Here is a 19,755-nt window from a genome sequence, read left to right as displayed (position 1 = left end):
AGGCGCAGTGTGCCGCGCGACGAATCACGGATGCGCGGGAGTTCAGGCAATGCGGGTCGCCCTTAACGGAATGGGCCGGATCGGCCGGACGGTGTTGCGGGCCTGGATCACCGGGCGCTGGCCGGGGATTGAGATCGTCGCTCTGAACGATATCGCCAGCGCCGAAGATGTCGCCTATCTCACGGAATTTGACAGCGTTTTCGGCGTCTTCCCCGGTGAGGTCCGTTTGGAGGAAGGCCATCTGCTCGTGGCGGGCCGCCGCCTGCGCCTGACCCGTGCGGCGGATCTCTCAACTCTGGATCTGAGCGATATTGATCTGGTGATGGAATGCACCGGCCGCGCCGATACGCCCGAGGTGGCCGCGCGCGGTCTGCGGGCCGGGGCAGGGCGGGTGCTGATTTCCGGCCCCTCAGAGGCTGCGGAATTCACCGTGGTGCTCGGGGCCAATGAAGAGGCGCTGCGCCGCAGCCATAAGATCGTCTCCAATGCGTCCTGCACGACCAATGCGCTGGCGCCGCTGCTGCGGGTGCTGGAGGAGACGGTGGGGGTGGAATCAGGCTGGATGACGACGATCCACTGCTACACCGGCAGCCAGCCCACGGTGGATGCGCCGCGCGGCGCCCCTGCCAGATCGCGGGCGGCGGCGCTTTCGATGGTGCCGACCACCACCAGCGCGGGTCATCTGGTCGATGTGGTGCTGCCGCAGATTGCGGGCCGCGTCTCCTGCGCCGCCGTTCGGGTGCCGGTGGCCAGCGTCTCGGCGATCGATCTGAGCTTTCATCCGCGGCATCATGGCACGGCGGCAGAGATCAACGCGATTCTGCAATCTGCGGGCGGTGTTATCGGCTGGACGAACAAGCCATTGGTGTCCTCGGACCTGCGCGCGCGGCCCGAAAGTGTGGTTATGGCGCTGCCGGAGACCGTGGTCACGGGCGGCGGGATCGTGCGGGTTTTCGGCTGGTATGACAACGAATGGGGCTTTTCCTGCCGCATGCTCGATGTCGCATCGCTGTGGGAACGCGCGGTCTGAGCGCATTTTGCGCACAGAAAGTTGTTCACAGTGGTCTGTGGATAAAACGCAACAGATATACTTAGTTGCCTCGTCAACCCCAATATATGGGGTCCGGAGCAGTTTTCCCTGATTGACTTCCAAGCCCCCCGGATGCGAAATGAAGGGGTCACGAGGACGGGTCAACCGAAGACGGGGCAGGACGCCGGCGCAGCCATTGGCCGCATCGGCAGACCTCTGGAAAGCTCTGTAGAGATACGAATGGACAGGCTCTCGGCACAAGTCGGGAGGCGTGCAGTCGTGTCTGTGCATATGCGACCCCGGGGTCGTGACAGACCAGCTGCTGCGGCCGGTCTCTGGCACGATGCGGGTCTTCCGGCATGTGGCCGGGGGCGCGGATCGGAGCGGTATTTAACAGTTCGGACAGGAGTCAGGAAATGACCATCACCGTCTACAGCAAACCCGCCTGCGTTCAGTGCACGGCGACGACCCGCGCACTCGATGCCAAGGGTCTGTCCTATGACGTGATCGACCTCACGCAGGATGCGGCGGCGATGGAGATGGTGCAGTCGCTCGGCTATCGCCAGGCGCCTGTTGTGATCGCCGGTGAAGCGCATTGGGCCGGCTTTCGTCCGGACATGATCGGCCGTCTGGCCTGACCGGCGGCGGGCGCTTTGGCGGGTCTGGTTTATTTTTCTTCCGGCTCGGGCAATACGGCCCGCTTTGTCGCGCGTCTGGGCCTTGCGGCCCTGCGCATCCCGGTCTCTCCCAAAGAGGAGATGCCGGTGCCTGAAAAGCCCTTCGTGCTGATCTGCCCGACCTATGCGGACGGCGAGGGGCGCGGCGCGGTGCCCAAACAGGTGATCCGCTTTCTGAACGATCCCGCGCGGCGTGCTCTGCTGCGCGGTGTGATCGCAGCGGGTAATCGGAACTTCGGCGTCACCTATGCCCTTGCAGGTCGGGTGATTGCGGCTAAATGCAATGTTCCGGTTCTTTACAGCTTTGAGCTGGCGGGAACCGAGACTGATATTGACCGCGTGACAGCGGGTCTTGAAAAATTCCGGGGGATGGAATGCTCGACAACAGTGTAAAACCTGCCATGGACTACCATGCCCTGAACGCGATGCTGAACCTCTATGACAATGAGGGAAAGATCCGCTTTGATGCCGACCGTATGGCGGCGCGGCAGTACTTCCTGCAGCATGTGAATCAGAACACGGTTTTCTTCCACTCGCTGGATGAAAAACTCGATTACCTCGTTGAGGAAGGCTATTATGAGGCCGAGGTGCTGGCGCAATATCCGCGTGAGTTCCTGCACGGCATCTGGAATGCGGCCTTCAAAAAGAAGTTCCGCTTCCCGACCTTCCTGGGCGCGTTCAAATATTACACCAGCTACACGCTGAAGACCCGCGACGGTCAGCGCTTCCTTGAGCGCTATGAAGACCGTGTCGTGATGGTCGCACTGGCGCTGGCCCGCGGCGATCAGAAGCTGGCGATGCAGTTCATGGAAGAGGTGCTTTCGGGCCGCTTTCAGCCTGCCACGCCGACCTTCCTGAACGCCGGGAAAAAGTCGCGCGGTGAGCTGATTTCGTGCTTCCTGCTGCGCCTTGAAGACAACATGGAATCGATCGGTCGCTCGATCAACTCGGCACTGCAGCTCTCAAAGCGCGGTGGCGGTGTGGCCCTCATGCTCACCAACCTGCGTGAGATGGGCGCCCCGATCAAAGGCATCGAGAACCAGTCCTCGGGCGTCATCCCGGTGATGAAACTGCTGGAAGACAGCTTCTCTTATGCCAACCAGCTGGGCGCACGTCAGGGCGCGGGGGCGGTTTATCTGAACGCGCACCACCCCGATATCATGCGCTTCCTCGACACCAAGCGGGAGAATGCGGATGAGAAAATCCGTATCAAAACGCTGTCGCTGGGTGTGGTGATCCCGGATATCACCTTTGAGCTGGCGAAGAAAAACGAGGATATGTACCTCTTCTCGCCGCATGACGTTGAGAAAGTCTACGGCGTGCCCTTCTCGGAGATCTCCATCACCGAGAAATACGACGAGATGGTCGACGACAAGCGCATCAAGAAAAAGAAGATCAAGGCCCGCGCCTTCTTCCAGACCATCGCTGAGATCCAGTTTGAATCGGGCTATCCTTATGTGATGTTCGAAGACACCGTGAATGCGGCCAACCCGATCCACGGGCGCATCACCATGTCGAACCTCTGCTCAGAGATCCTGCAGGTCAATGAAGCCTCTGAATTCAATGAGGATCTGTCCTACAAGCATCTCGGCACCGATATCTCCTGCAACCTCGGTTCGCTGAACATTGCGGCGACCATGGACGGCCCGGACTTCGGTGCGACGGTGGAAACGGCTGTGCGTGCGCTGACGGCTGTGTCGGAAATGTCCTCGATTGAATCGGTGCCCTCGATCCGTCGCGGCAATGATGAGGCCCATGCCGTTGGTCTGGGGCAGATGAACCTGCACGGGTTCCTGGCGCGCGAACGCATCCACTACGGCAGCCCGGAATCGGTTGAATTCACCAGCGTTTACTTTGCGGCCATCGCCTATCATGCGATCCGCACCTCCTGCCTGCTGGCCCGCGAGCATGGCTCGACCTTCAAAGATTTCGACAAGTCGAAATATGCAGATGGCTCGTTCTTTGACAAATACACCACCCGTGACTGGCTGCCGGTCTCGGAAGAGGTGGAGCGTCTGTTCGGGGGAAAAACCCTGCCGACCCGCGCCGACTGGGAGCAGCTGAAGGCCGATGTGATGGCCCATGGTCTTTACAACCGTAACCTCCAGGCCGTGCCGCCGACCGGCTCGATCAGCTATATCAACAATTCGACCTCCTCGATCCATCCGATCGTGGCGAAAATCGAGATCCGCAAGGAAGGCAAGATCGGCCGCGTCTATTATCCGGCCGCCTTCATGTCGAATGAGAACCTGGAATATTACCGCGACGCCTATGAGATCGGCCCCGATGCCATCATCGACGTCTATGCGGCCGCGACCGAGCACGTCGACCAGGGCCTGTCGCTGACGCTGTTCTTCCCGGCAGAAGCCACCACCCGCGACATCAACCGCGCGCAGATCTATGCCTGGAAAAAGGGCATCAAGACGATCTACTACATCCGCCTGCGCCAGACCGCTCTGGAAGGCACCGAGGTTGAGGGCTGCGTCAGCTGCACGCTGTAAGCCCGGCTCTGCCGAGAGAGTGACATCGCAAAAAGACGCCGGGTCCGTCCCGGCGTCTTTTTCATGTCAGGGTGCTTATACCCAGGCTTGGAGAAAAATGTACCTCAGGTTGATTTCAGAGACCTGATGTCGCATGAAATACCCGTGCAGGTGAGGCTATAGGATTTCCGGACCGGAGGTTTCCCGGCGCGTCTGACATCTGACCGGGAACGGAGATCGCCATTCTTACTCTAGTGATTAACCTTGATCGCAGCACAGACCGTCTGGACGCGCTGAAAGTGCAGTTTTCCCGTGCCGGTCGTAATTTCCGGCGCTTTGCCGCCATCGCGCCCGATGTCATCGACACGCATCCTGAGTTTGACAACCACCGCTTCCGCAGCCTGCACAACCGTCCCATCCGCCGGGGCGAGCTGGGTTGTGCGCTCAGCCACAAGCGCTGCCTTGAGATCTTTCTCGCCAGCGACGAAGAGCATTGTCTGGTCTTTGAAGATGACGTCTGTTTTGACGATCAGACCTTCCCGGCCATCGAGGCCACGCTGGCCTGGCTGGAAGCCCACCCCGGGCAGCGCTGGCACTGCATCAACCTCTCGTCGCCTTATCCTAAACGTTACCGGAATATCGCCGATATCGCCGGCCGTCGCCTGCGTCGTTCATTTCAGTTTCCGATCCTCATGTCGGCCATCCTCTGGAACCGGGAAGGTGCGGCTGAATTCCTCCGCGATCTGAATGAGCAAAAGCTGCACCGTCCGGTCGACGATCAGTTGCGCTACCTCATGAGCCGTAGCGGATTGGGCCTCTCCTTCGATATGCCACCCGTAGGGCTGACCTATGTCACCAGCGTCATCGGCCCAGAGGGGGCAGCAGACCGGGGCACACGCAACGGCTGGTATGACCTCAAGCGCCGCCTGCCGCTTTACGGCTGGGCGCTCTGGAATACTGTCAGAAGCTGAGAGGCCGCGCCGCAGAGGGCAGCGGGCCGCCGTCGGTCAGCCCGGGCCAGCCTCACGGCGGCGGGCGGTTCACTTTCGTGTGGTAAGCCTCGGGGAACTCACGGAAATAGGCCAGCGCCCGCCTGCGCAGCGCAAAAAACCGCAGCACCGCCTTCCAGAACCGCTTTCCCCCGGTCAGCAGAGAGGGCTTCTGCGGCCCCGCGCGCGGGGTCTCGGGGAAATGCCGGCTCAGAAAGGCCTCATAGCCCAGCGTGAAACGCGCCGCACAGATCGCCTCGCGATCCGCCCAGGGCTTATACCAGCCGATGAAGTGATGCAGCCTGGCACCACTCCAGTCGCCATAAAGCGCGTATTTGATCGGCCATTGCCAGTTCCAGACGGGAGATAACTCCAGCCATGATCCGTCGACGGTCAGGTTCAGCAGCGACTGATCATGATGGCGGACCCACTCGGGATGCGCGGCCGCGATTTGCAGCGCCCGCCCCAGGATGTCATCAGCCAGATATTGCGCCACATCAATCAGCAAAAGCCCGCCATTGAAATAGCGCCGCCCCCGTCGGCCGGCTTTGCGAAACTCCTCCACATCGCGGGTGGGGCGATACCACTGCTGCACATCGCGCACCGCCGCAATCGCCAGGCCCCGCATCTCCACCGCCATCAGCCGGGAAAAGCCGCCCGCATCGGCGAACATATCGGCATCGAGATAGAGCACCCGGTCATAGGCCCCCGCCAGCGCCTGCGGCGCCCAGAGCCGCAGATAGGTAGCGCGCGACAGATGCGTGATCTTCTGCGCGTCATATTCCGCGCTCTCCAGCGGCGGCAGAAGCCGGATCCGCAGCGCCTCAAACCCCGCAGGCACCGCCAGATCGCTGTCGGACATCAGCACAAAGTCGAAATCGCGCTCCGGCTCATGGAAATCAATCTGCCGCATCAAAAACAGCGCGAAGGGCAGATAGGCCTGATCGACGCAAAGCACCACCGCTTTGCGCAGGGACGGGGCAGGGGAAACATCCGTGCTCATAACGATACCGGCTCCGCTCAGCTCTGCGCCATCTGATCAGGATCGCCACAGTCGCGCCATCCCTATTTGTCGCAGTCCATGCCCGTGCACAAAGCCCCTCTTCTGTGAAAGACCCGCCGCCCGCGATTGCTTAATCGCGCCCCGGGGGCTATCTCAGAGAGAACAACTTCACTTCCAAATTCCGGGGTCATGACATGAAGGATGCGAGCCTTCGCACGCCGCTTAAAGCCATCAACTGGAACCGGCTGCAGGACGAGAAAGACCTGGAAGTCTGGAACCGTCTGACGGTCAACTTCTGGCTGCCGGAAAAAGTGCCGCTGTCGAACGATGTTCCCTCCTGGGCGACGCTGCGCCCCGAAGAGCGTGAACTCACGATCCGCGTTTTCACCGGCCTGACGCTTCTCGACACCATCCAGAACACCGTGGGCGCGCCCTCGCTGATGCCCGATGCCGTCACCCCCCACGAAGAGGCGGTGCTCTCGAATATCTCCTTCATGGAGGCGGTGCACGCGCGGTCCTATTCGTCGATCTTCTCGACGCTCTGCTCGACCCCGGAAGTGGATGCCGCTTTCCGCTGGGCCGAAGAGAACCCGCATCTGCAGCAAAAAGCCTATGCGATCCTTGATAAATACAAGGCCGCGAATGACCCGCTGAAGAAAAAGATCGCCAGCGTCTTCCTGGAAAGCTTCCTCTTCTATTCGGGCTTCTATCTGCCGATGTATTGGTCCAGCCGCGCCAAGCTGACCAATACCGCCGACCTCATCCGCCTCATCATCCGTGATGAAGCGGTCCATGGCTATTACATCGGCTATAAATACCAGCGCGCGCTGGAAACCCAGCCGGAAGAGCGCAAACAGGAGCTGAAGGATTTCGCCTTCAGCCTGATGTTCGACCTCTATGAGATCGAGCAGCGCTACACCGAGGAACTCTACGACGGCATCGGCCTCACCGAAGACGTCAAAGCCTTCCTGCATTACAACGCCAATAAGGCGCTGCAGAACCTCGGCTATGAGGCGCTCTTCCCGCCGCAGGCCTGCGATGTGAACCCGGCCATCCTCGCGGCCCTCTCGCCTGACAGCGAAAACCACGACTTCTTCTCCGGCTCGGGCTCCAGCTATGTGATCGGCAAAGCCGTCGCCACCGAGGACGAAGACTGGGATTTCTGATCCCGGCATCCTGATCTGCCACAAAAGCCCGGGCCCGCTCAGCGCGCCCGGGCTTTTGCTTTGGCTTTTTGAAAAATACTCCGGGGGGGCAGGGCGCAGCCCTGGCGGGGCAGAGCCCCTCTTTGCGCCCCCGACAGAAAAACCCCCGCTGCGCATCGGCACCGGGGGCTCTCAAAGCATTCACCGCATCGGCAGTCCCGCAGGATCAGAGCTGCGCTGCCACATCCTCGGGGACGTCGAAGTTATGGGTGACGGTCTGCACATCGTCATCCTCTTCCAGCAGATCCACCAGCTTCATCAGCTTCTGCGCGGTCTCCAGATCCACCTCGGTCAGAACCTGCGGCTTCCAGATCAGCTTGGCTTCGGTGGATTCGCCCAAAACCGCTTCCAGCGCCTCCGAGACAGCCGACAGGTCTTCGACCGCGCAATAGATGAAGTGACCGTCTTCGTCGGTCACAACGTCATCGGCTCCGGCGTCGATCGCCGCTTCCATGACCTTATCGGCATCGCCTGCGCTCAGCGGATAGGTGATCGCACCCAGGCGGTCAAAGCCATGGCTCACCGAGCCGGTCTGGCCCATATTGCCGCCCGCTTTGGTGAAATAGCTGCGCACGTTGGAGGCGGTGCGGTTCAGGTTGTCGGTCATCGCTTCGACGATGATCGCAATGCCGCCCGCGCCGTAACCCTCATAACGGATCTCGGTGTAATCCGCCGCATCGCCGGTCTGCGATTTTTTGATCGCACGGTCGATCACGTCTTTCGGCATCGACTGGGCTTTGGAAGCCTTGATGGCCAGACGCAGACGCGGGTTTTTATCGGGATCGGGGTCGCCCATCTTGGCGGCGACGGTGATTTCCTTCGCCAGCTTCGAGAACATCTTGGAGCGGATGCCATCCTGCTTGCCCTTGCGGTGCTGGATGTTCGCCCATTTCGAATGGCCTGCCATGTGACCTTCTCCCGGGAGACTGTGTCTGTTGATGGGCCTCTATAAAGCGCGAAAAGCCCCTCCCGCAACCCCGGCCCTTACAGAGGCCAGAGGATCGGGATCAGAATCGTCGCAATCACGCAGGTGATCAGGTTCAAAGGCACCCCCACCCGGACGTAATCGCTGAATTTATAACCGCCCGGGCCATAGACCATCAGATTGGTCTGATAGCCGATCGGCGTGGCAAAGGCCAAAGTGGCCGAGAACATCACCGCCACCACAAAGGGGCGCGGATCATAGCCCAGCTCATTGGCCAGGCTGATCGCCACCGGCGTATAAAGCACCGCCACGGCGTTATTGGACAAAAACTCCGTCAGAATCAGCCCCAGCAGATAGACACAAAAGATCAGCGCCATGGGCGGCAGGCCGCGCAGCCAGGGCTCTGCCGCGCCGACGATCAGCCCGACGGCCCCGGAGTGATCCAGCCCCGCGCCCACCGCCACCATGGCAAAGATCATCGCCAGCAGCCGGCCATCGACAAAAGACAAAGCCTCATCCGGATCCACACAGCGCGTCACCAGAATAAGCGCCACCCCCACCAGCGCGAGGGCCATGATCGGCGCCAGATCAAAGGCCGAAAGCACCACCACCAGCGCCAGCGCCGCCAGCGCGATCGGGGCCTTGCCACGGCGATAAGCGCGGTCAGAGGGGCGGTTCACCTCGACCAGATCCATATCCGCCGCCAGCCGCTGGATATCGGCAATCGCACCCTCCAGCAGCAGCGTATCGCCGATCTGCACCACCAGATCTTCCAGCTGCCGCCCGATGTTCTGGTTGCGCCGGTGCGCCGCGATCACATAAACGCCGTAGCGCCGCCTCAGCCGCATCTGCCCCAGCTGCCGCCCCAGCATCCGGCAGCCCGGCGTGATCAGCACCTCCACCGTCTCGGTCTCAACCGAAGAGACCCGCGCCGCCAGCGTCAGCTCAGGCCGCTCCTTCAGCCCCAGCAGTTCCGCCATATCCGAGCGCAGCACCACCCGGTCCCCGGCCTGCAGAATCACCTCTGCAAGGTTGCGCCTGAGCGACAGATCGCCCCGCAGCACGTCGATGACCCGCACCCCGTCGGGGCGAAAGAGATCCGCCTCAACCGCTTTGATGCCGATCAGGGCCGAGCCTTCGGGCACTACCACTTCGGTGAAATACTTCCGCCGCGTGCGGTCGGTCAGCAGCGTCCCCATCGACTGGCGGTCCGGCAGCAGGCTTTTCGCTGCCAGCCCCAGATAGGCCGCCCCCACAATGGTAATAACCAGCCCCAGTGGCGCGATCTCAAAGATCGAAAACGGCTCCAGGCCCGCGCGCCGTGCCACCCCGTCGACCAGAATATTGGTCGAGGTGCCGATCAGCGTGATCATCCCGCCCATCACGGTCAGATAGCTCAGCGGGATCAGCATCTTCGAGGGCGCAGCCCCGATCCGCACCGCAAGCCGGATCACCACCGGGATCATCACCGCCACCAGGGGCGTGTTGTTCATGAAGGGCGAGGCCAGCGCCACAAAGGCAAAAAGCCCCACAACGGTCAGCCTGGGATGATCATCCACATGGCGGCTGACCACCGAGACCATCATCTCCACCGCTCCGGTCCGCACCAGCCCGCCCATGATCATGAACATCATGGCGATGGTCCATGGGGCAGAGTTCGACAGGCTGTCGACCGCATCCGCCATCGGCAATATGCCCAGCACCAGCATCAGCGCCGCACCCGCGATGGCCACCACCTCAACAGGCCAGGTCTCCAGCAGGAAGAGCACAAACATCCCGCCAAGGATCAGCAGGGCCAGAACAGCCATGACGGGTTGAGAAAAGTCGAAACCGAGCATCCGTTAGCCTTCCTGCACGAGCTTCCGGCATCTGAGCAGGAGACCGCCGCAGCGGCAAGTGGGATGCGCCGTTGCGAGGGGGCTAAGGCCGGTGCAAGTGATCCGAAGCTAAAGGATATTCAGAAGGCCCCTCCGGATGACGCCCGCGCCTCCTCATGCGGCTCGGCTCTGCGTGGGGCGGTCTTTGCCCGGGGGCTGCACCGCCTCGATGGCGGCGATGCGGCAGGAAGCGCCATGCTCCAGGGCTTCAGCTTTCTGCTGGTGCTGGTCGTCGCCTGCGGGATCGTCGCGGGCTTTTTGGGTCGCGCACCACGCTCGGGCCTCAGCGCGCACCGACGAGCGGCGGCGCAGAGAAAGCCCGTGCAGGACAGCGCGCGAGGGCGGGGCAGGGGTCCCCGCCGCCGCAGGCCCGATCAGGAGAGCGGCGTGGACTGGGACAGACGACCGCCGACCCGGATGGCTTTGACCATCAGAGCCTTGCCGGTCTTATCATCGGTCTCAACATAGACCCCCGACAGCGTCGCCTCGCCGCCCGCAGGTTCAAACCGCCCGCCGGGCATGCCGGTGATGAAACGGCGCATCGGCTCATCTTTCTGCATGCCGATGACGGAGTTGTAATCCCCGCACATCCCCGCGTCCGACTGAAAGGCGGTGCCGCCGGGCAGGATCATCGTATCCGCCGTCGGCACGTGGGTATGGGTGCCGACCACCAGGCTCATATGGCCGTCACACCAGTGACCAAGCGCCATCTTCTCAGAGGTGGCCTCACAATGGACGTCCAGAATCGCCGCCTGAACCTGCCCGCCAAGGGGATGCGCGCGCATCACCTGCAGCACGGCCGAGAAGGGATCGTCAAAGGGCCGCTTCATAAAGACCTGGCCCAGCACCTGGGTCACCAGCACTTTACGGCCCCGGTGGTCCTGATAGACCCGGGCGCCTTTCCCCGGCGCGGTCTTTGAGAAGTTCAGCGGCCGCAGAATGCGCGGCTCTTTGTCGATAAAGCTGAGCATGTCTTTTTGATCAAAGGCATGATCGCCCAGCGTCACCACATCGGCCCCGGCTTCCAGCAGCGCCTTGGAGTGCGCCATGGTCAGCCCGGCCCCGCTTGAGGCATTCTCCCCGTTCACCACAACAAAATCGAGGCCCCAGTCCGCGCGCAGCTTTGCAAGCTGACCCGAAATGGCATTGCGCCCGGCGCGACCCATGACATCGCCCAGAAACAACAGCTTCATCGGCAGACCTTTCCTGATTGCGGCTCAGTCAACCAGACCGCCGTCACTGTCATCGCCTGCCTCACTCAGCAGGCGGTTCATATCCGGCACGGTGATGTGCCGCTTGCCTTCCAGATGGATCACCCCGTCGCGCTTCAGCGCCGAGATCTGACGGCTGACCGTCTCCAGTGTCAGGCCAAGGTAATCCGACATCGCTTCCCGCGTGAGCGGCAGATCAAAGGTGATCGCCCGGCCCTTCACGGTCTGACTGAGCAGGGTGGCATTGCGCCGCGCCAGAATGGCCAGCAGGCTCGCAATCTTTTCCCGCGCGGTCTTGCGGCCCAGCAGAAGCATCCACTCCCGCGCGGCGTCCAGCTCATCCAGCGTCATTTCCAAAAGCCGCTGCGCCAGATGCGGCGTGCGCAGGATCATCGCCTCAAAGGGCTGGCGGCGGAAACAGCAGACCATCACATCGGTGGTCGCCGTCACATCATAGGGTGCCCGCGCCCGCCCGGGCCGGCCCACAAAGTCCGAGGGCAGCAAAAGCCCCACCATCTGCCGCCGCCCGTCTTCCATGGTCTGGGTCAGCGTGGCAATGCCGCTGACCACCGAGGCCACGAAATCCATCCGGTCGCCCGACCACACCAGGGTCTGGCCCGCCTCAAACCTGCGGTAATATTTGATCTCTTCGAGCGCCTGAAGCTCATCCCCCTCACAGCGGGCACAGACAGCACGATGGCGGATCTGACAGTCTCCGCAGGCAATCTGCGGCGCCAGCGGCAGGGGCTTAACGCTCATCTGAATGCAATCCGGCAGAGGGGGGTGAAATTTGATACAGGTCAAGGAAAGGCGGCTGCCTCTGCGTTAGCTAGCACGCATGGACAGAGACCCGCAACTCACCCGCCTTGGACTTTTCGACGCGAAGGTTCCCCGTTATACCAGTTATCCCACGGCTCCGCACTTTAATGCGGCCACGGGCCCGGCAGAATTTGCCGGTTTTCTGGCGGCGATCCCGCCAGGGGCGCGGATTTCGCTCTATCTGCATGTGCCCTTCTGCCGCCGGCTGTGCTGGTTCTGCGCCTGCCGCACCCAGGGCACCAGCTCCGACAGCCCGGTCACCGCCTATCTCGACACCCTGAAAGCAGAGCTGCAACTCCTCGCGCATCATCTGCCCGAAGGTGTCACGCTCAGCCGGCTGCACTGGGGCGGCGGCACGCCCACGCTGCTCTCCGCCGCCGCAATGACCGATCTCGCACAGGCGATCTTCGCCATCGCCCCCATGGCCGCGGAGGGCGAATTCTCGGTCGAGATCGACCCCAATGAGATCGACGAGGCCCGCCTCGATGCCCTGGCCGCCGCGGGCATGAACCGCGCCTCCATCGGCGTGCAGGATTTCGACCCGGCCATCCAGAAAGCCATCGGCCGCGAGCAAAGCTATGAGATCACCCGCAGCGCGGCGGAAGGGCTGCGCGCCCGCGGCATCAAAAGCCTCAATGCCGATATCCTCTTCGGCCTGCCACATCAGACCCCCGGGAAGATCACCGCCTCCGTGGCGCAGCTGCTCACTCTGCGCCCCGACCGCGTGGCGCTTTACGGCTATGCCCATGTCCCCTGGATGAGCCGCCGCCAGCAACTCATCCCCTCCGAGGCGCTGCCCGCCCCGCAGGAGCGCCTCGCGCTCTTCGACACCGCCCGCGCGCTCTTCGAGGCCGAGGGCTACCGCCAGATCGGCATCGACCATTTCGCCCTTCCCGAAGACGGCCTCGCCCGCGCAGCTGAAAGCGGCCAGCTGCGGCGCAACTTCCAGGGCTATACCGATGATCCCTCCGGCGTGCTGATCGGGCTCGGCGCCTCTTCCATCTCGCGCTTCCCCGGGGGCTATGCCCAGAACGCCGCGGCCACCGGCGATTACACCAGCCAGATCCGCGCCGGCCGCTTTGCCACCGCCCGCGGCCATCTCTTCCAATCGGAAGACCTGCTGCGCGCCCGCATCATTGAGGCCCTGATGTGCGATTTCCGCGTCGATAAAGCCGAGCTCCGCCGCCGCTTCCCCAAACTCGCCGATCCCGCCGCCCCGCTCTTCGCCCGCGCTGCGGAGGAATTCGGCCCTATGGTCGAAAACCGCGACGACAGCTTTGAAATCCCCCCCCGCGGCCGCGCTCTCACCCGCATGATCGCCCGCAGCTTCGACGCCTATGACCTCTCCCGCGCCTCCCATTCCGGCGCAATCTGACCTGCTTTGGCTTTTTGCAAATACTCTGCGGGGGTCCGGGGGCGCAAAGCCCCCGGCGCCTGACACAAGCGCTCCGGTCAGCCCGCCAGCGCCTTCGCCCGCCCGCGCAGCTCAAACTTCTGGATCTTCCCCGTCGAGGTCTTCGGCAAATCCCCGAAGATCACCCGCTTTGGTGTCTTGAACCCGGCCAGACGGCTGCGGCAATGCGCGATCAGCGCGGCCTCATCCACAACTGCCCCCTCCTTCAGCTCCACAAAGGCACAGGGCACCTCGCCCCATCTGTCATCGGGCAGCGCCACCACCGCACAAAGCGAGACCGAAGGATGCGCCATCAGCACGCCTTCCACCTCGACGGAACTCACATTCTCGCCCCCGGAGATGATGATATCCTTCGCGCGGTCCGCGATTTTGATATAGCCATCCTCATGGCGGAAGGCGATGTCACCGGATCGGAACCAGCCGCCCTTAAAGGCCTCTGCGGTGGCCTCGGGGTTCTTATAATAGCCCTTCATCACACCATTGCCGCGATGCGCAATCTCGCCCAGGGTCACGCCGTCAAAGGGGACGGGCTGATCCGCCTCTCCCAGCACGGTGACCTCCTCCATAAAGGGCATGCCGACCCCGGTGCGCGCCTTGACGGCAAAGCGCTCCGCCTCACTCAGATGCTCAAAACCCGCCTGCCAGGTGCATTCGGTGGCCGGACCATAGGTCTCGGTCAGCCCGTAAACCTGGGTCACATTAAAGCCCAGAGGCTCAATCGCGGCCAGAGTGGCGGCTGCCGGGGGCGCCCCGGCGGTGAAGACCTCAACGGTCTGCGGAAAACTCCGCCGCTCTTCGTCGCGCGCATTGATCAGCGTGTTCAAAACGATCGGCGCGCCGCCGAAATGGGTCACCCCCTCATCGGCAATCGCCGCATAGATCGCCCCGGCGGTGATATCGCGGCAGCAGATCATCGTCCCGCCCACCAGGGGCATCATCCAGGGGTGACACCAGGCATTGCAGTGAAACAGCGGCACAATCGTCAGATAGCGCGGATGCAGCACCATGCGCCAGGAGATCACCTGCCCCTGGGCCGCCAGTGCGGCCCCGCGGTGGTGATAAACCACCCCCTTCGGCCGCCCCGTCGTCCCGGAGGTATAATTCAGCGCAAGGCTCTCCCATTCATCCGCGGGCATGAGCCAGGCGAAGCCCGGATCACCAGAGGCCAGCAGGTCTTCATAATCCCCGTGCCGGCCGGTCAGCGGGAAGCCGGCATGGGCATCGGCGGCTTCAATGATTTCGGGCGGGCGGGTCGTCATGGCGGCGCAGGCGGCCTCGGCCAGCGGCAGGAAGGCGGTATCGGCGATCACCACCTTTGCGCCGCCATGCGCAAAGATATAGGCCACGGTCTCCACATCGAGCCGCGTGTTGATGGCATTGAGCACCGCCCCGCAGGCGGGCACACCGAAATGCGCCTCGACCTGGGCGGGAAGATTGGGGATCAGCGTCGCCACCACATCCCCCGGCTGCACCCCCCGCGCCGCCAGCCCTGAGGCCAGACGGCTGACCCGGGCATAAAGATCGCGGTAGCTCTGCCGCCGCGGCCCGTAAACCAGCGCCTCATGATCGGGCCAGATCGCCGCCGCCCGCCTCAGCCAGGACAAAGGCGTCAGCGGCGCATAATTGGCCCGTGTCTTCTCAAGTCCCCGTTCATCTGCCAGCCAGCCCATGGATCCCCCCTCCGCGACAGCCACATCTCGCTGAACTATTCCGGCGCCTCCGGCTTTTGTAAATCAGCCCGAAGGATGGCGCGGCGGGAAAGCCGCAAATCTTTTCCAAAACGCTGCGGCGCATAGAATTTTCTCCCCCGGGGGCGTGTTTTGACGCTATCTGACAGCAGGGCCCGGTTCACAAAGGCCGCTCAAAGGGGAATCCATGTCCTGTCCGTCAGAGGAAGACGCGCTGCCACATTTCGTCACCGAAGGGCTGCTCAGCGGCACCTGCCTTGTCACCGCCCGCGGCATTCGCGAGGTGACGGCGCTGCGGCCGGGCGATCTGCTGCTGACCGGAGAGGCAGGTTTCACCGAGATCCGCGCCGTGCAGCGGGCCTTTTGTGATGCAGGTCCCGCGGGCTGGCCCGGGATGCACTGGCCGCTTGAAATCCCCGCCGGGGCGCTGGGCAACCCCTCCGTTCTGCGGCTTTTACCCGAGCAGCCGGTGCTGGTCCTGGCGGGCGCAGAGGCCGTCGCCGTTCCTGCGGCCGCTCTTGAAGGGCGCGGCGGTATCTGCCGCACGCGGCCGCAGGCGATGGAAGAGGTGGTGATCCTGCAATTGAGCGAAGGGGCGCTGGTCTGCGCCGAGGGCGATCTGCAGCTTTACTGCCCGCCCGACACCCTGGGCCTGCCGCCGGGCTTTTTGCCTTATGATCTGCCTGACGTGCCCCTGGCAGACCTTGCGGGGGCACGCGCGCTGATCGGGGCACTTGATGCCGCAGAGGAGGCGCCCCCCGAGGGGGACGCCCTGATGTTCACTCAGGCCGCTTTGCGGGCCCTGTCGCCGTAAAACGTCTCGCCCTTCGCGGCCATGTCGCGCAGAAGCTGCGGCGCTTCAAACCGCGCGCCATGGGTGGCGGTCAGCCGGTCACAGATCTCAACGACCCTGGCCGCGCCCATGATATCCAGCCAGCCGAAGGGGCCGCCAGACCAGGGCATGAAGCCCCAGCCGAGGATCGCGCCGACATCGCCTTCGCGGATGTCCTCAAGAACCCCGGCCTCCAGCGCGCGCACCGCCTCCAGAACCTGCGCCAGGATCAGACGGTGCTGCACCTCGGTCAACCCGGGCTGCGCCTCAGCCACGGGGAAGCGCTCAGAGAGACCTGCCCACAGGCCCTGACGTTTCCCGGCCTCATCATAGGCATAAAACCCGGCATTGGCCTTTTTGCCCAGACGCCCCTCATCCACCAGGCGGAAGATGATCTCATCCACCGCGCCGTCGGGATAGGCATTGCCCATGGCCGCACGGGTCGCCACGGCGATCTTTTTGCCCAGATCCAGCGAGGTCTCATCGACAAGCTGCAAGGGTCCCAGCGGCATGCCGAGAAGGCGCGCGGCATTTTCCACCAGCGCAGGCTCGGTGCCTTCGCCGACAAGGCGCATGCCCTCGTTGATATAGGGGATGATGCAGCGGTTGGCGTAGAAGAAACGCTCGTCGTTCACCACGATCGGGGTCTTGCGGATCTGACGCACATAATCGAGCGCCTTGGCCACTGCGCGCGCGCCGGTCTCTTTGCCCTTGATGATCTCCACCAGCAGCATCTTATCGACGGGCGAGAAGAAGTGGATGCCGATGAACTGCTCCGGCCGCTTTGAGGCCTTGGCAAGCTCTGAGATCGGCAGGGTCGAGGTATTGGTGGCAAAGATCGCCGTCTCCGGGATCACGGCTTCGGCCTGGGCGGTGACGCCGGCCTTGACCTTCGGGTCCTCAAAGACCGCTTCCACGATCAGATCGCAGCCTTCAAGCGCCGCATAATCGGTGGTGGCGGTGATGCGGCCCAGCACTTCGGCCATTTTCTCCGGCGTGGATTTGCCGCGTTTGACGGCCTTTTCCAGCAGGCCCTGGCTATAGCCTTTGCCCCGCTCGGCGGCCTCCTGGGCGGCATCGATCAGCACGACCTCAATCCCCGCCATGGCCGAGACATAGGCAATGCCCGCGCCCATCATGCCCGCGCCCAGCACACCGACCTTTTTCACCGTCTCATCAGCGACTTTGGGCCGGTTCGCGCCTTTCTCCAGCGCCTCTTTGTTGATGAAAAGCGAGCGGATCATCGCCCCCGAGGAGGGGTTCATCAGCACATGGGTAAACCAACGCGCCTCAATCTTCAGGGCGGTGTCAAAGGGCACCAGCGCGCCTTCATAAACCGCCGAGAGCAGTGCCTTGGCGGCCGGGAAAGCCCCCCAGGTTTTGCCATGCACCATGGCCGAGGCACCAAGGAACATCTGGAAGCCCTGAGGCGTATAGGGCGCGCCACCGGGCAGCTTGAAGCCCTTCTGGTCCCAGGGCTTTGCCAGCTCTGCGGGCTTTGCGGCCAACACCCACTCCTTCGCGCGGGCCAGAAGCTGATCGGGGGCCACAACCTCATCGATCAGACCGATGCTCTTTGCGCCCTTGGGATCATTGAGCTTGCCTTCCAGGATCACCGGCGCGGCCATCATCACGCCAAGTTTGCGCACCACCCGGGTGGTGCCGCCCGCGCCGGGGAAGATGCCGACCATAATCTCCGGCAGGCCGATTTTGGCCTTCGGATTGTCCGCCGCGATGACGCGGTGACAGGCCAGCGGCAGTTCCAGCCCGATGCCAAGCGCGGTGCCGGGCAGGGCGGCGACAATCGGCTTGCCGCCTTTGAGGGTCTTGGGATCCATCCCCGCGCGCTCGATTTTGCGCAGCACGGCATGCATGGCCATCACGCCCTCAAAGACGCCTTTGGCGGGGTTGTCGCCGGCCTCTTCTTTCATGCGGGCGATGATGTTGAGATCCATCCCGCCGGCGAAATCCTTTTTCCCGGAGGTCAGGATGACGCCTTTCACGCCTTCATCGGCAAGCGCGGCGTCGATGTGATCGCTCAGCTCCTGCAGACCCGCAAGGCTGAGGACGTTCATCGATTTATTCGCGACATCCCAGGTGATGGTGGCAACACCGTCACCGTCCACGGCATAATGAAAATCGGTCATCTGTCCCTCACAGCCGTTCAATGATGGTCGCGGCACCCATGCCGGAGGCCACACAAAGCGTGGCAAGGCCCACGCCCTTGCCGCTGCGCTCCAGCTCATCGAGCAGCGCGCCGATGATCATGGCCCCGGTGGCACCCAGCGGGTGACCCATGGCAATCGAGCCGCCGTTCACATTGACGATGGCGGGATCGACACCAAAAGCCTGCTGAAAGCGCAGCACGACCGAGGCAAAGGCCTCGTTCACTTCGAAAAGATCAATGTCACGGATGCTCATCCCGCTGTCGCGCAGGATCTTTTCCGTCACCGGAACCGGGCCGGTCAGCATGATGGTGGGATCGGTGCCGATCTTGGCCGTGGCCCGGATCCGCGCCCGGGGCTTCAGCCCGTATTTCTCCCCAAAGGCTTTGTTGCCGATGAGAACGGCCGCCGCACCATCCACGATGCCGGACGAGTTCCCGGCGTGGTGGATGTGGTTGATGCGCTCCAGATGCGGATATTTCATCAGAGCGATCTTATCAAAGCCGGGCATAACCTCGCCCCACTCCTGAAAGGCAGGCTTCAGTGCGCCGAGGTTTTCCAGCGTGGTGCCGGGGCGCATATATTCATCGTGATCAAGGATCGTCAGGCCGTTGATATCCTTCACCGGCACGATGCTCTTTGCAAAGCGCCCCTCCGCCCAGGCCTGGGCCGCACGGCGCTGGCTCTCGACAGAAAGCGCATCCGCCTGGGCGCGGCTGAAGCCATATTCCGTGGCAATCACATCTGCTGAGATGCCCTGAGGCACGAAGTAATTTCCAACTGCCACCTGCGGATCCACCGCAATGGCGCCGCCGTCCGAGGCCATGGGCACGCGGCTCATGCTCTCAACGCCGCCCGCGACATAGGCCATGCCCGCGCCGCCACGCACCTGGTTGGCCGCAAGGTTCACGGCCTCCATGCCCGAGGCGCAGAAGCGGTTGATCGACAGGCCCGGCACGCTTTCGGCAAATTCTGAGGCCAGAACGGCCGTGCGCGCAAGGCAGGCGCCCTGCTCGCCCACCTGGGTGACATTGCCCCAGATCACATCTTCCACTGCGGCGGTGTCGAGGTTGTTGCGGTCTTTGATCGCATTCAGGATGCCGGCAGAGAGCCGGACAGGGCTGACTTCATGCAGGCTGCCGTCCGGCCGCCCCTTGCCGCGCGGTGTGCGGGCGGCGTCATAGATATAGGCCTCTTCCATGGGTCCTCCTGGGATCATCTGCGCCGGACCGGCCGCAGGACTGCGGAGCCGTCGGGGGCATCAGGGCATTTCCACCGGGCGTTCTGCTCCAGGGTAGGGAGCCGCCAGGCGGAGGGGTTTGAAGGTGAGTATTTAAGAAAAGCCAAAATCAGGCGCGGGACGACGAGCCGCGCCCTTTCGAAGACCGTTCTTAAGGCTTTGCTAACCAGTTCCGGCGCAGAGTGGTGATGCGGTACAGG

General features: G+C 63.0%; 16 protein-coding genes. 8 read left to right on the top strand and 8 right to left on the bottom strand.

Translation table 11 applies throughout. The features are described 5' to 3' along the window. Positions 1-49: 49 nt before the first annotated feature. The 5 genes from EG244_RS08510 to EG244_RS08490 all read left to right on the top strand — a co-directional run bounded on the left by EG244_RS08510 (position 50) and on the right by EG244_RS08490 (position 5,158). A complete protein-coding gene (locus EG244_RS08510) occupies positions 50-1,030 on the top strand; it encodes a type I glyceraldehyde-3-phosphate dehydrogenase (protein ID WP_124964578.1) in 981 nt (326 codons plus the stop codon). A 416-nt stretch (positions 1,031-1,446) separates the two neighbouring features. Beyond that, the gene (gene nrdH / locus EG244_RS08505) at positions 1,447-1,668 is read left to right on the top strand and encodes a glutaredoxin-like protein NrdH (protein ID WP_124964577.1); all 222 of its coding nucleotides are present in this window, start codon (positions 1,447-1,449) and stop codon (positions 1,666-1,668) included. A 15-nt stretch (positions 1,669-1,683) separates the two neighbouring features. After that, positions 1,684-2,100, top strand: coding sequence for a class Ib ribonucleoside-diphosphate reductase assembly flavoprotein NrdI (nrdI, locus tag EG244_RS08500; protein WP_124964576.1), 417 nt, complete (start codon positions 1,684-1,686; stop codon positions 2,098-2,100). Continuing rightward, positions 2,082-4,208, top strand: coding sequence for a class 1b ribonucleoside-diphosphate reductase subunit alpha (nrdE, locus tag EG244_RS08495; RefSeq protein ID WP_124964575.1), 2,127 nt, complete (start codon positions 2,082-2,084; stop codon positions 4,206-4,208). The genes nrdI and nrdE overlap by 19 nt, the downstream gene beginning before the upstream one ends. Positions 4,209-4,441: 233 nt before the next feature. Further along, entirely contained in the window at positions 4,442-5,158 is a 717-nt protein-coding gene (locus EG244_RS08490; RefSeq protein WP_158617277.1) for a glycosyltransferase family 25 protein, read from the top strand. Positions 5,159-5,210: 52 nt separating this feature from the next. Here EG244_RS08490 and EG244_RS08485 read toward each other — a convergent pair whose 3' ends face one another. Continuing rightward, positions 5,211-6,179, bottom strand: a complete 969-nt coding sequence (locus tag EG244_RS08485) for a glycosyltransferase family 8 protein (protein WP_124964573.1) — start codon at positions 6,177-6,179, stop codon at positions 5,211-5,213. Between the two features lie 194 nt (positions 6,180-6,373). On the opposite strand from EG244_RS08485, the gene nrdF reads away from it, so the two are divergent. Next, positions 6,374-7,345 carry a class 1b ribonucleoside-diphosphate reductase subunit beta gene (gene nrdF, locus EG244_RS08480; RefSeq protein ID WP_124964572.1) on the top strand — a complete coding sequence of 324 codons (972 nt, stop codon included), beginning with the start codon at positions 6,374-6,376 and terminating at the stop codon, positions 7,343-7,345. A gap of 205 nt (positions 7,346-7,550) precedes the next feature. On the opposite strand, the gene EG244_RS08475 is transcribed toward nrdF, so the two are convergent. The 4 genes from EG244_RS08475 to fnrL all read right to left on the bottom strand — a co-directional run bounded on the left by EG244_RS08475 (position 7,551) and on the right by fnrL (position 12,156). Then, on the bottom strand, positions 7,551-8,291 hold the full coding sequence (locus tag EG244_RS08475; RefSeq protein WP_124964571.1) for a YebC/PmpR family DNA-binding transcriptional regulator: 741 nt from the start codon (positions 8,289-8,291) through the stop codon (positions 7,551-7,553). A gap of 77 nt (positions 8,292-8,368) precedes the next feature. Beyond that, positions 8,369-10,147 carry an SLC13 family permease gene (locus EG244_RS08470; RefSeq protein WP_124964570.1) on the bottom strand — a complete coding sequence of 593 codons (1,779 nt, stop codon included), beginning with the start codon at positions 10,145-10,147 and terminating at the stop codon, positions 8,369-8,371. Between the two features lie 413 nt (positions 10,148-10,560). Beyond that, positions 10,561-11,379, bottom strand: a complete 819-nt coding sequence (locus EG244_RS08465; RefSeq protein ID WP_124964569.1) for a TIGR00282 family metallophosphoesterase — start codon at positions 11,377-11,379, stop codon at positions 10,561-10,563. A 24-nt stretch (positions 11,380-11,403) separates the two neighbouring features. Next, positions 11,404-12,156, bottom strand: coding sequence for a transcriptional regulator FnrL (gene fnrL / locus EG244_RS08460; protein WP_124964568.1), 753 nt, complete (start codon positions 12,154-12,156; stop codon positions 11,404-11,406). Between the two features lie 79 nt (positions 12,157-12,235). On the opposite strand from fnrL, the gene hemN reads away from it, so the two are divergent. Further along, on the top strand, positions 12,236-13,591 hold the full coding sequence (gene hemN / locus EG244_RS08455; protein WP_124964567.1) for an oxygen-independent coproporphyrinogen III oxidase: 1,356 nt from the start codon (positions 12,236-12,238) through the stop codon (positions 13,589-13,591). 77 nt (positions 13,592-13,668) lie between these two features. Here the strand turns inward: hemN and EG244_RS08450 are convergent, their stop codons facing one another. Beyond that, entirely contained in the window at positions 13,669-15,300 is a 1,632-nt protein-coding gene (locus EG244_RS08450; RefSeq protein ID WP_124964566.1) for an AMP-binding protein, read from the bottom strand. A 205-nt stretch (positions 15,301-15,505) separates the two neighbouring features. On the opposite strand from EG244_RS08450, the gene EG244_RS08445 reads away from it, so the two are divergent. Continuing rightward, positions 15,506-16,132 carry a Hint domain-containing protein gene (locus EG244_RS08445; RefSeq protein ID WP_124964565.1) on the top strand — a complete coding sequence of 209 codons (627 nt, stop codon included), beginning with the start codon at positions 15,506-15,508 and terminating at the stop codon, positions 16,130-16,132. Here EG244_RS08445 and EG244_RS08440 read toward each other — a convergent pair. Both EG244_RS08440 and EG244_RS08435 read right to left on the bottom strand, forming a co-directional pair. Then, the gene (locus tag EG244_RS08440; protein ID WP_124964564.1) at positions 16,102-18,297 is read right to left on the bottom strand and encodes a 3-hydroxyacyl-CoA dehydrogenase NAD-binding domain-containing protein; all 2,196 of its coding nucleotides are present in this window, start codon (positions 18,295-18,297) and stop codon (positions 16,102-16,104) included. The two genes, EG244_RS08445 and EG244_RS08440, sit on opposite strands and share 31 nt — an antisense overlap. Before the next feature lie 7 nt (positions 18,298-18,304). After that, positions 18,305-19,516, bottom strand: coding sequence for an acetyl-CoA C-acetyltransferase (locus tag EG244_RS08435; protein WP_124964563.1), 1,212 nt, complete (start codon positions 19,514-19,516; stop codon positions 18,305-18,307). Positions 19,517-19,755 lie beyond the last annotated feature (239 nt).

The sequence above is a fragment of the Falsigemmobacter faecalis genome (assembly GCF_003863335.1).
Lineage (GTDB): Bacteria > Pseudomonadota > Alphaproteobacteria > Rhodobacterales > Rhodobacteraceae > Wagnerdoeblera > Wagnerdoeblera faecalis.
The sequence above is the reverse complement of the archived record's forward strand: the minus strand, read 5'-3'. Positions and strand labels throughout refer to the sequence as shown.

What these genes read in the sequence shown, in the direction of transcription:
- EG244_RS08510 (WP_124964578.1), top strand. Translation starts at nt 50, where the DNA reads ATGCGGGTCGCCCTTAACGGAATGGGCCGGATCGGCCGGACGGTGTTG.
- nrdH (WP_124964577.1), top strand. Translation starts at nt 1,447, where the DNA reads ATGACCATCACCGTCTACAGCAAACCCGCCTGCGTTCAGTGCACGGCG.
- nrdE (WP_124964575.1), top strand. Translation starts at nt 2,082, where the DNA reads ATGCTCGACAACAGTGTAAAACCTGCCATGGACTACCATGCCCTGAAC.
- EG244_RS08485 (WP_124964573.1), bottom strand. Translation starts at nt 6,179, where the DNA reads ATGAGCACGGATGTTTCCCCTGCCCCGTCCCTGCGCAAAGCGGTGGTG.
- nrdF (WP_124964572.1), top strand. Translation starts at nt 6,374, where the DNA reads ATGAAGGATGCGAGCCTTCGCACGCCGCTTAAAGCCATCAACTGGAAC.
- EG244_RS08475 (WP_124964571.1), bottom strand. Translation starts at nt 8,291, where the DNA reads ATGGCAGGCCATTCGAAATGGGCGAACATCCAGCACCGCAAGGGCAAG.
- EG244_RS08470 (WP_124964570.1), bottom strand. Translation starts at nt 10,147, where the DNA reads ATGCTCGGTTTCGACTTTTCTCAACCCGTCATGGCTGTTCTGGCCCTG.
- EG244_RS08465 (WP_124964569.1), bottom strand. Translation starts at nt 11,379, where the DNA reads ATGAAGCTGTTGTTTCTGGGCGATGTCATGGGTCGCGCCGGGCGCAAT.
- fnrL (WP_124964568.1), bottom strand. Translation starts at nt 12,156, where the DNA reads ATGAGCGTTAAGCCCCTGCCGCTGGCGCCGCAGATTGCCTGCGGAGAC.
- hemN (WP_124964567.1), top strand. Translation starts at nt 12,236, where the DNA reads ATGGACAGAGACCCGCAACTCACCCGCCTTGGACTTTTCGACGCGAAG.
- EG244_RS08450 (WP_124964566.1), bottom strand. Translation starts at nt 15,300, where the DNA reads ATGGGCTGGCTGGCAGATGAACGGGGACTTGAGAAGACACGGGCCAAT.
- EG244_RS08445 (WP_124964565.1), top strand. Translation starts at nt 15,506, where the DNA reads ATGTCCTGTCCGTCAGAGGAAGACGCGCTGCCACATTTCGTCACCGAA.
- EG244_RS08440 (WP_124964564.1), bottom strand. Translation starts at nt 18,297, where the DNA reads ATGACCGATTTTCATTATGCCGTGGACGGTGACGGTGTTGCCACCATC.
- EG244_RS08435 (WP_124964563.1), bottom strand. Translation starts at nt 19,516, where the DNA reads ATGGAAGAGGCCTATATCTATGACGCCGCCCGCACACCGCGCGGCAAG.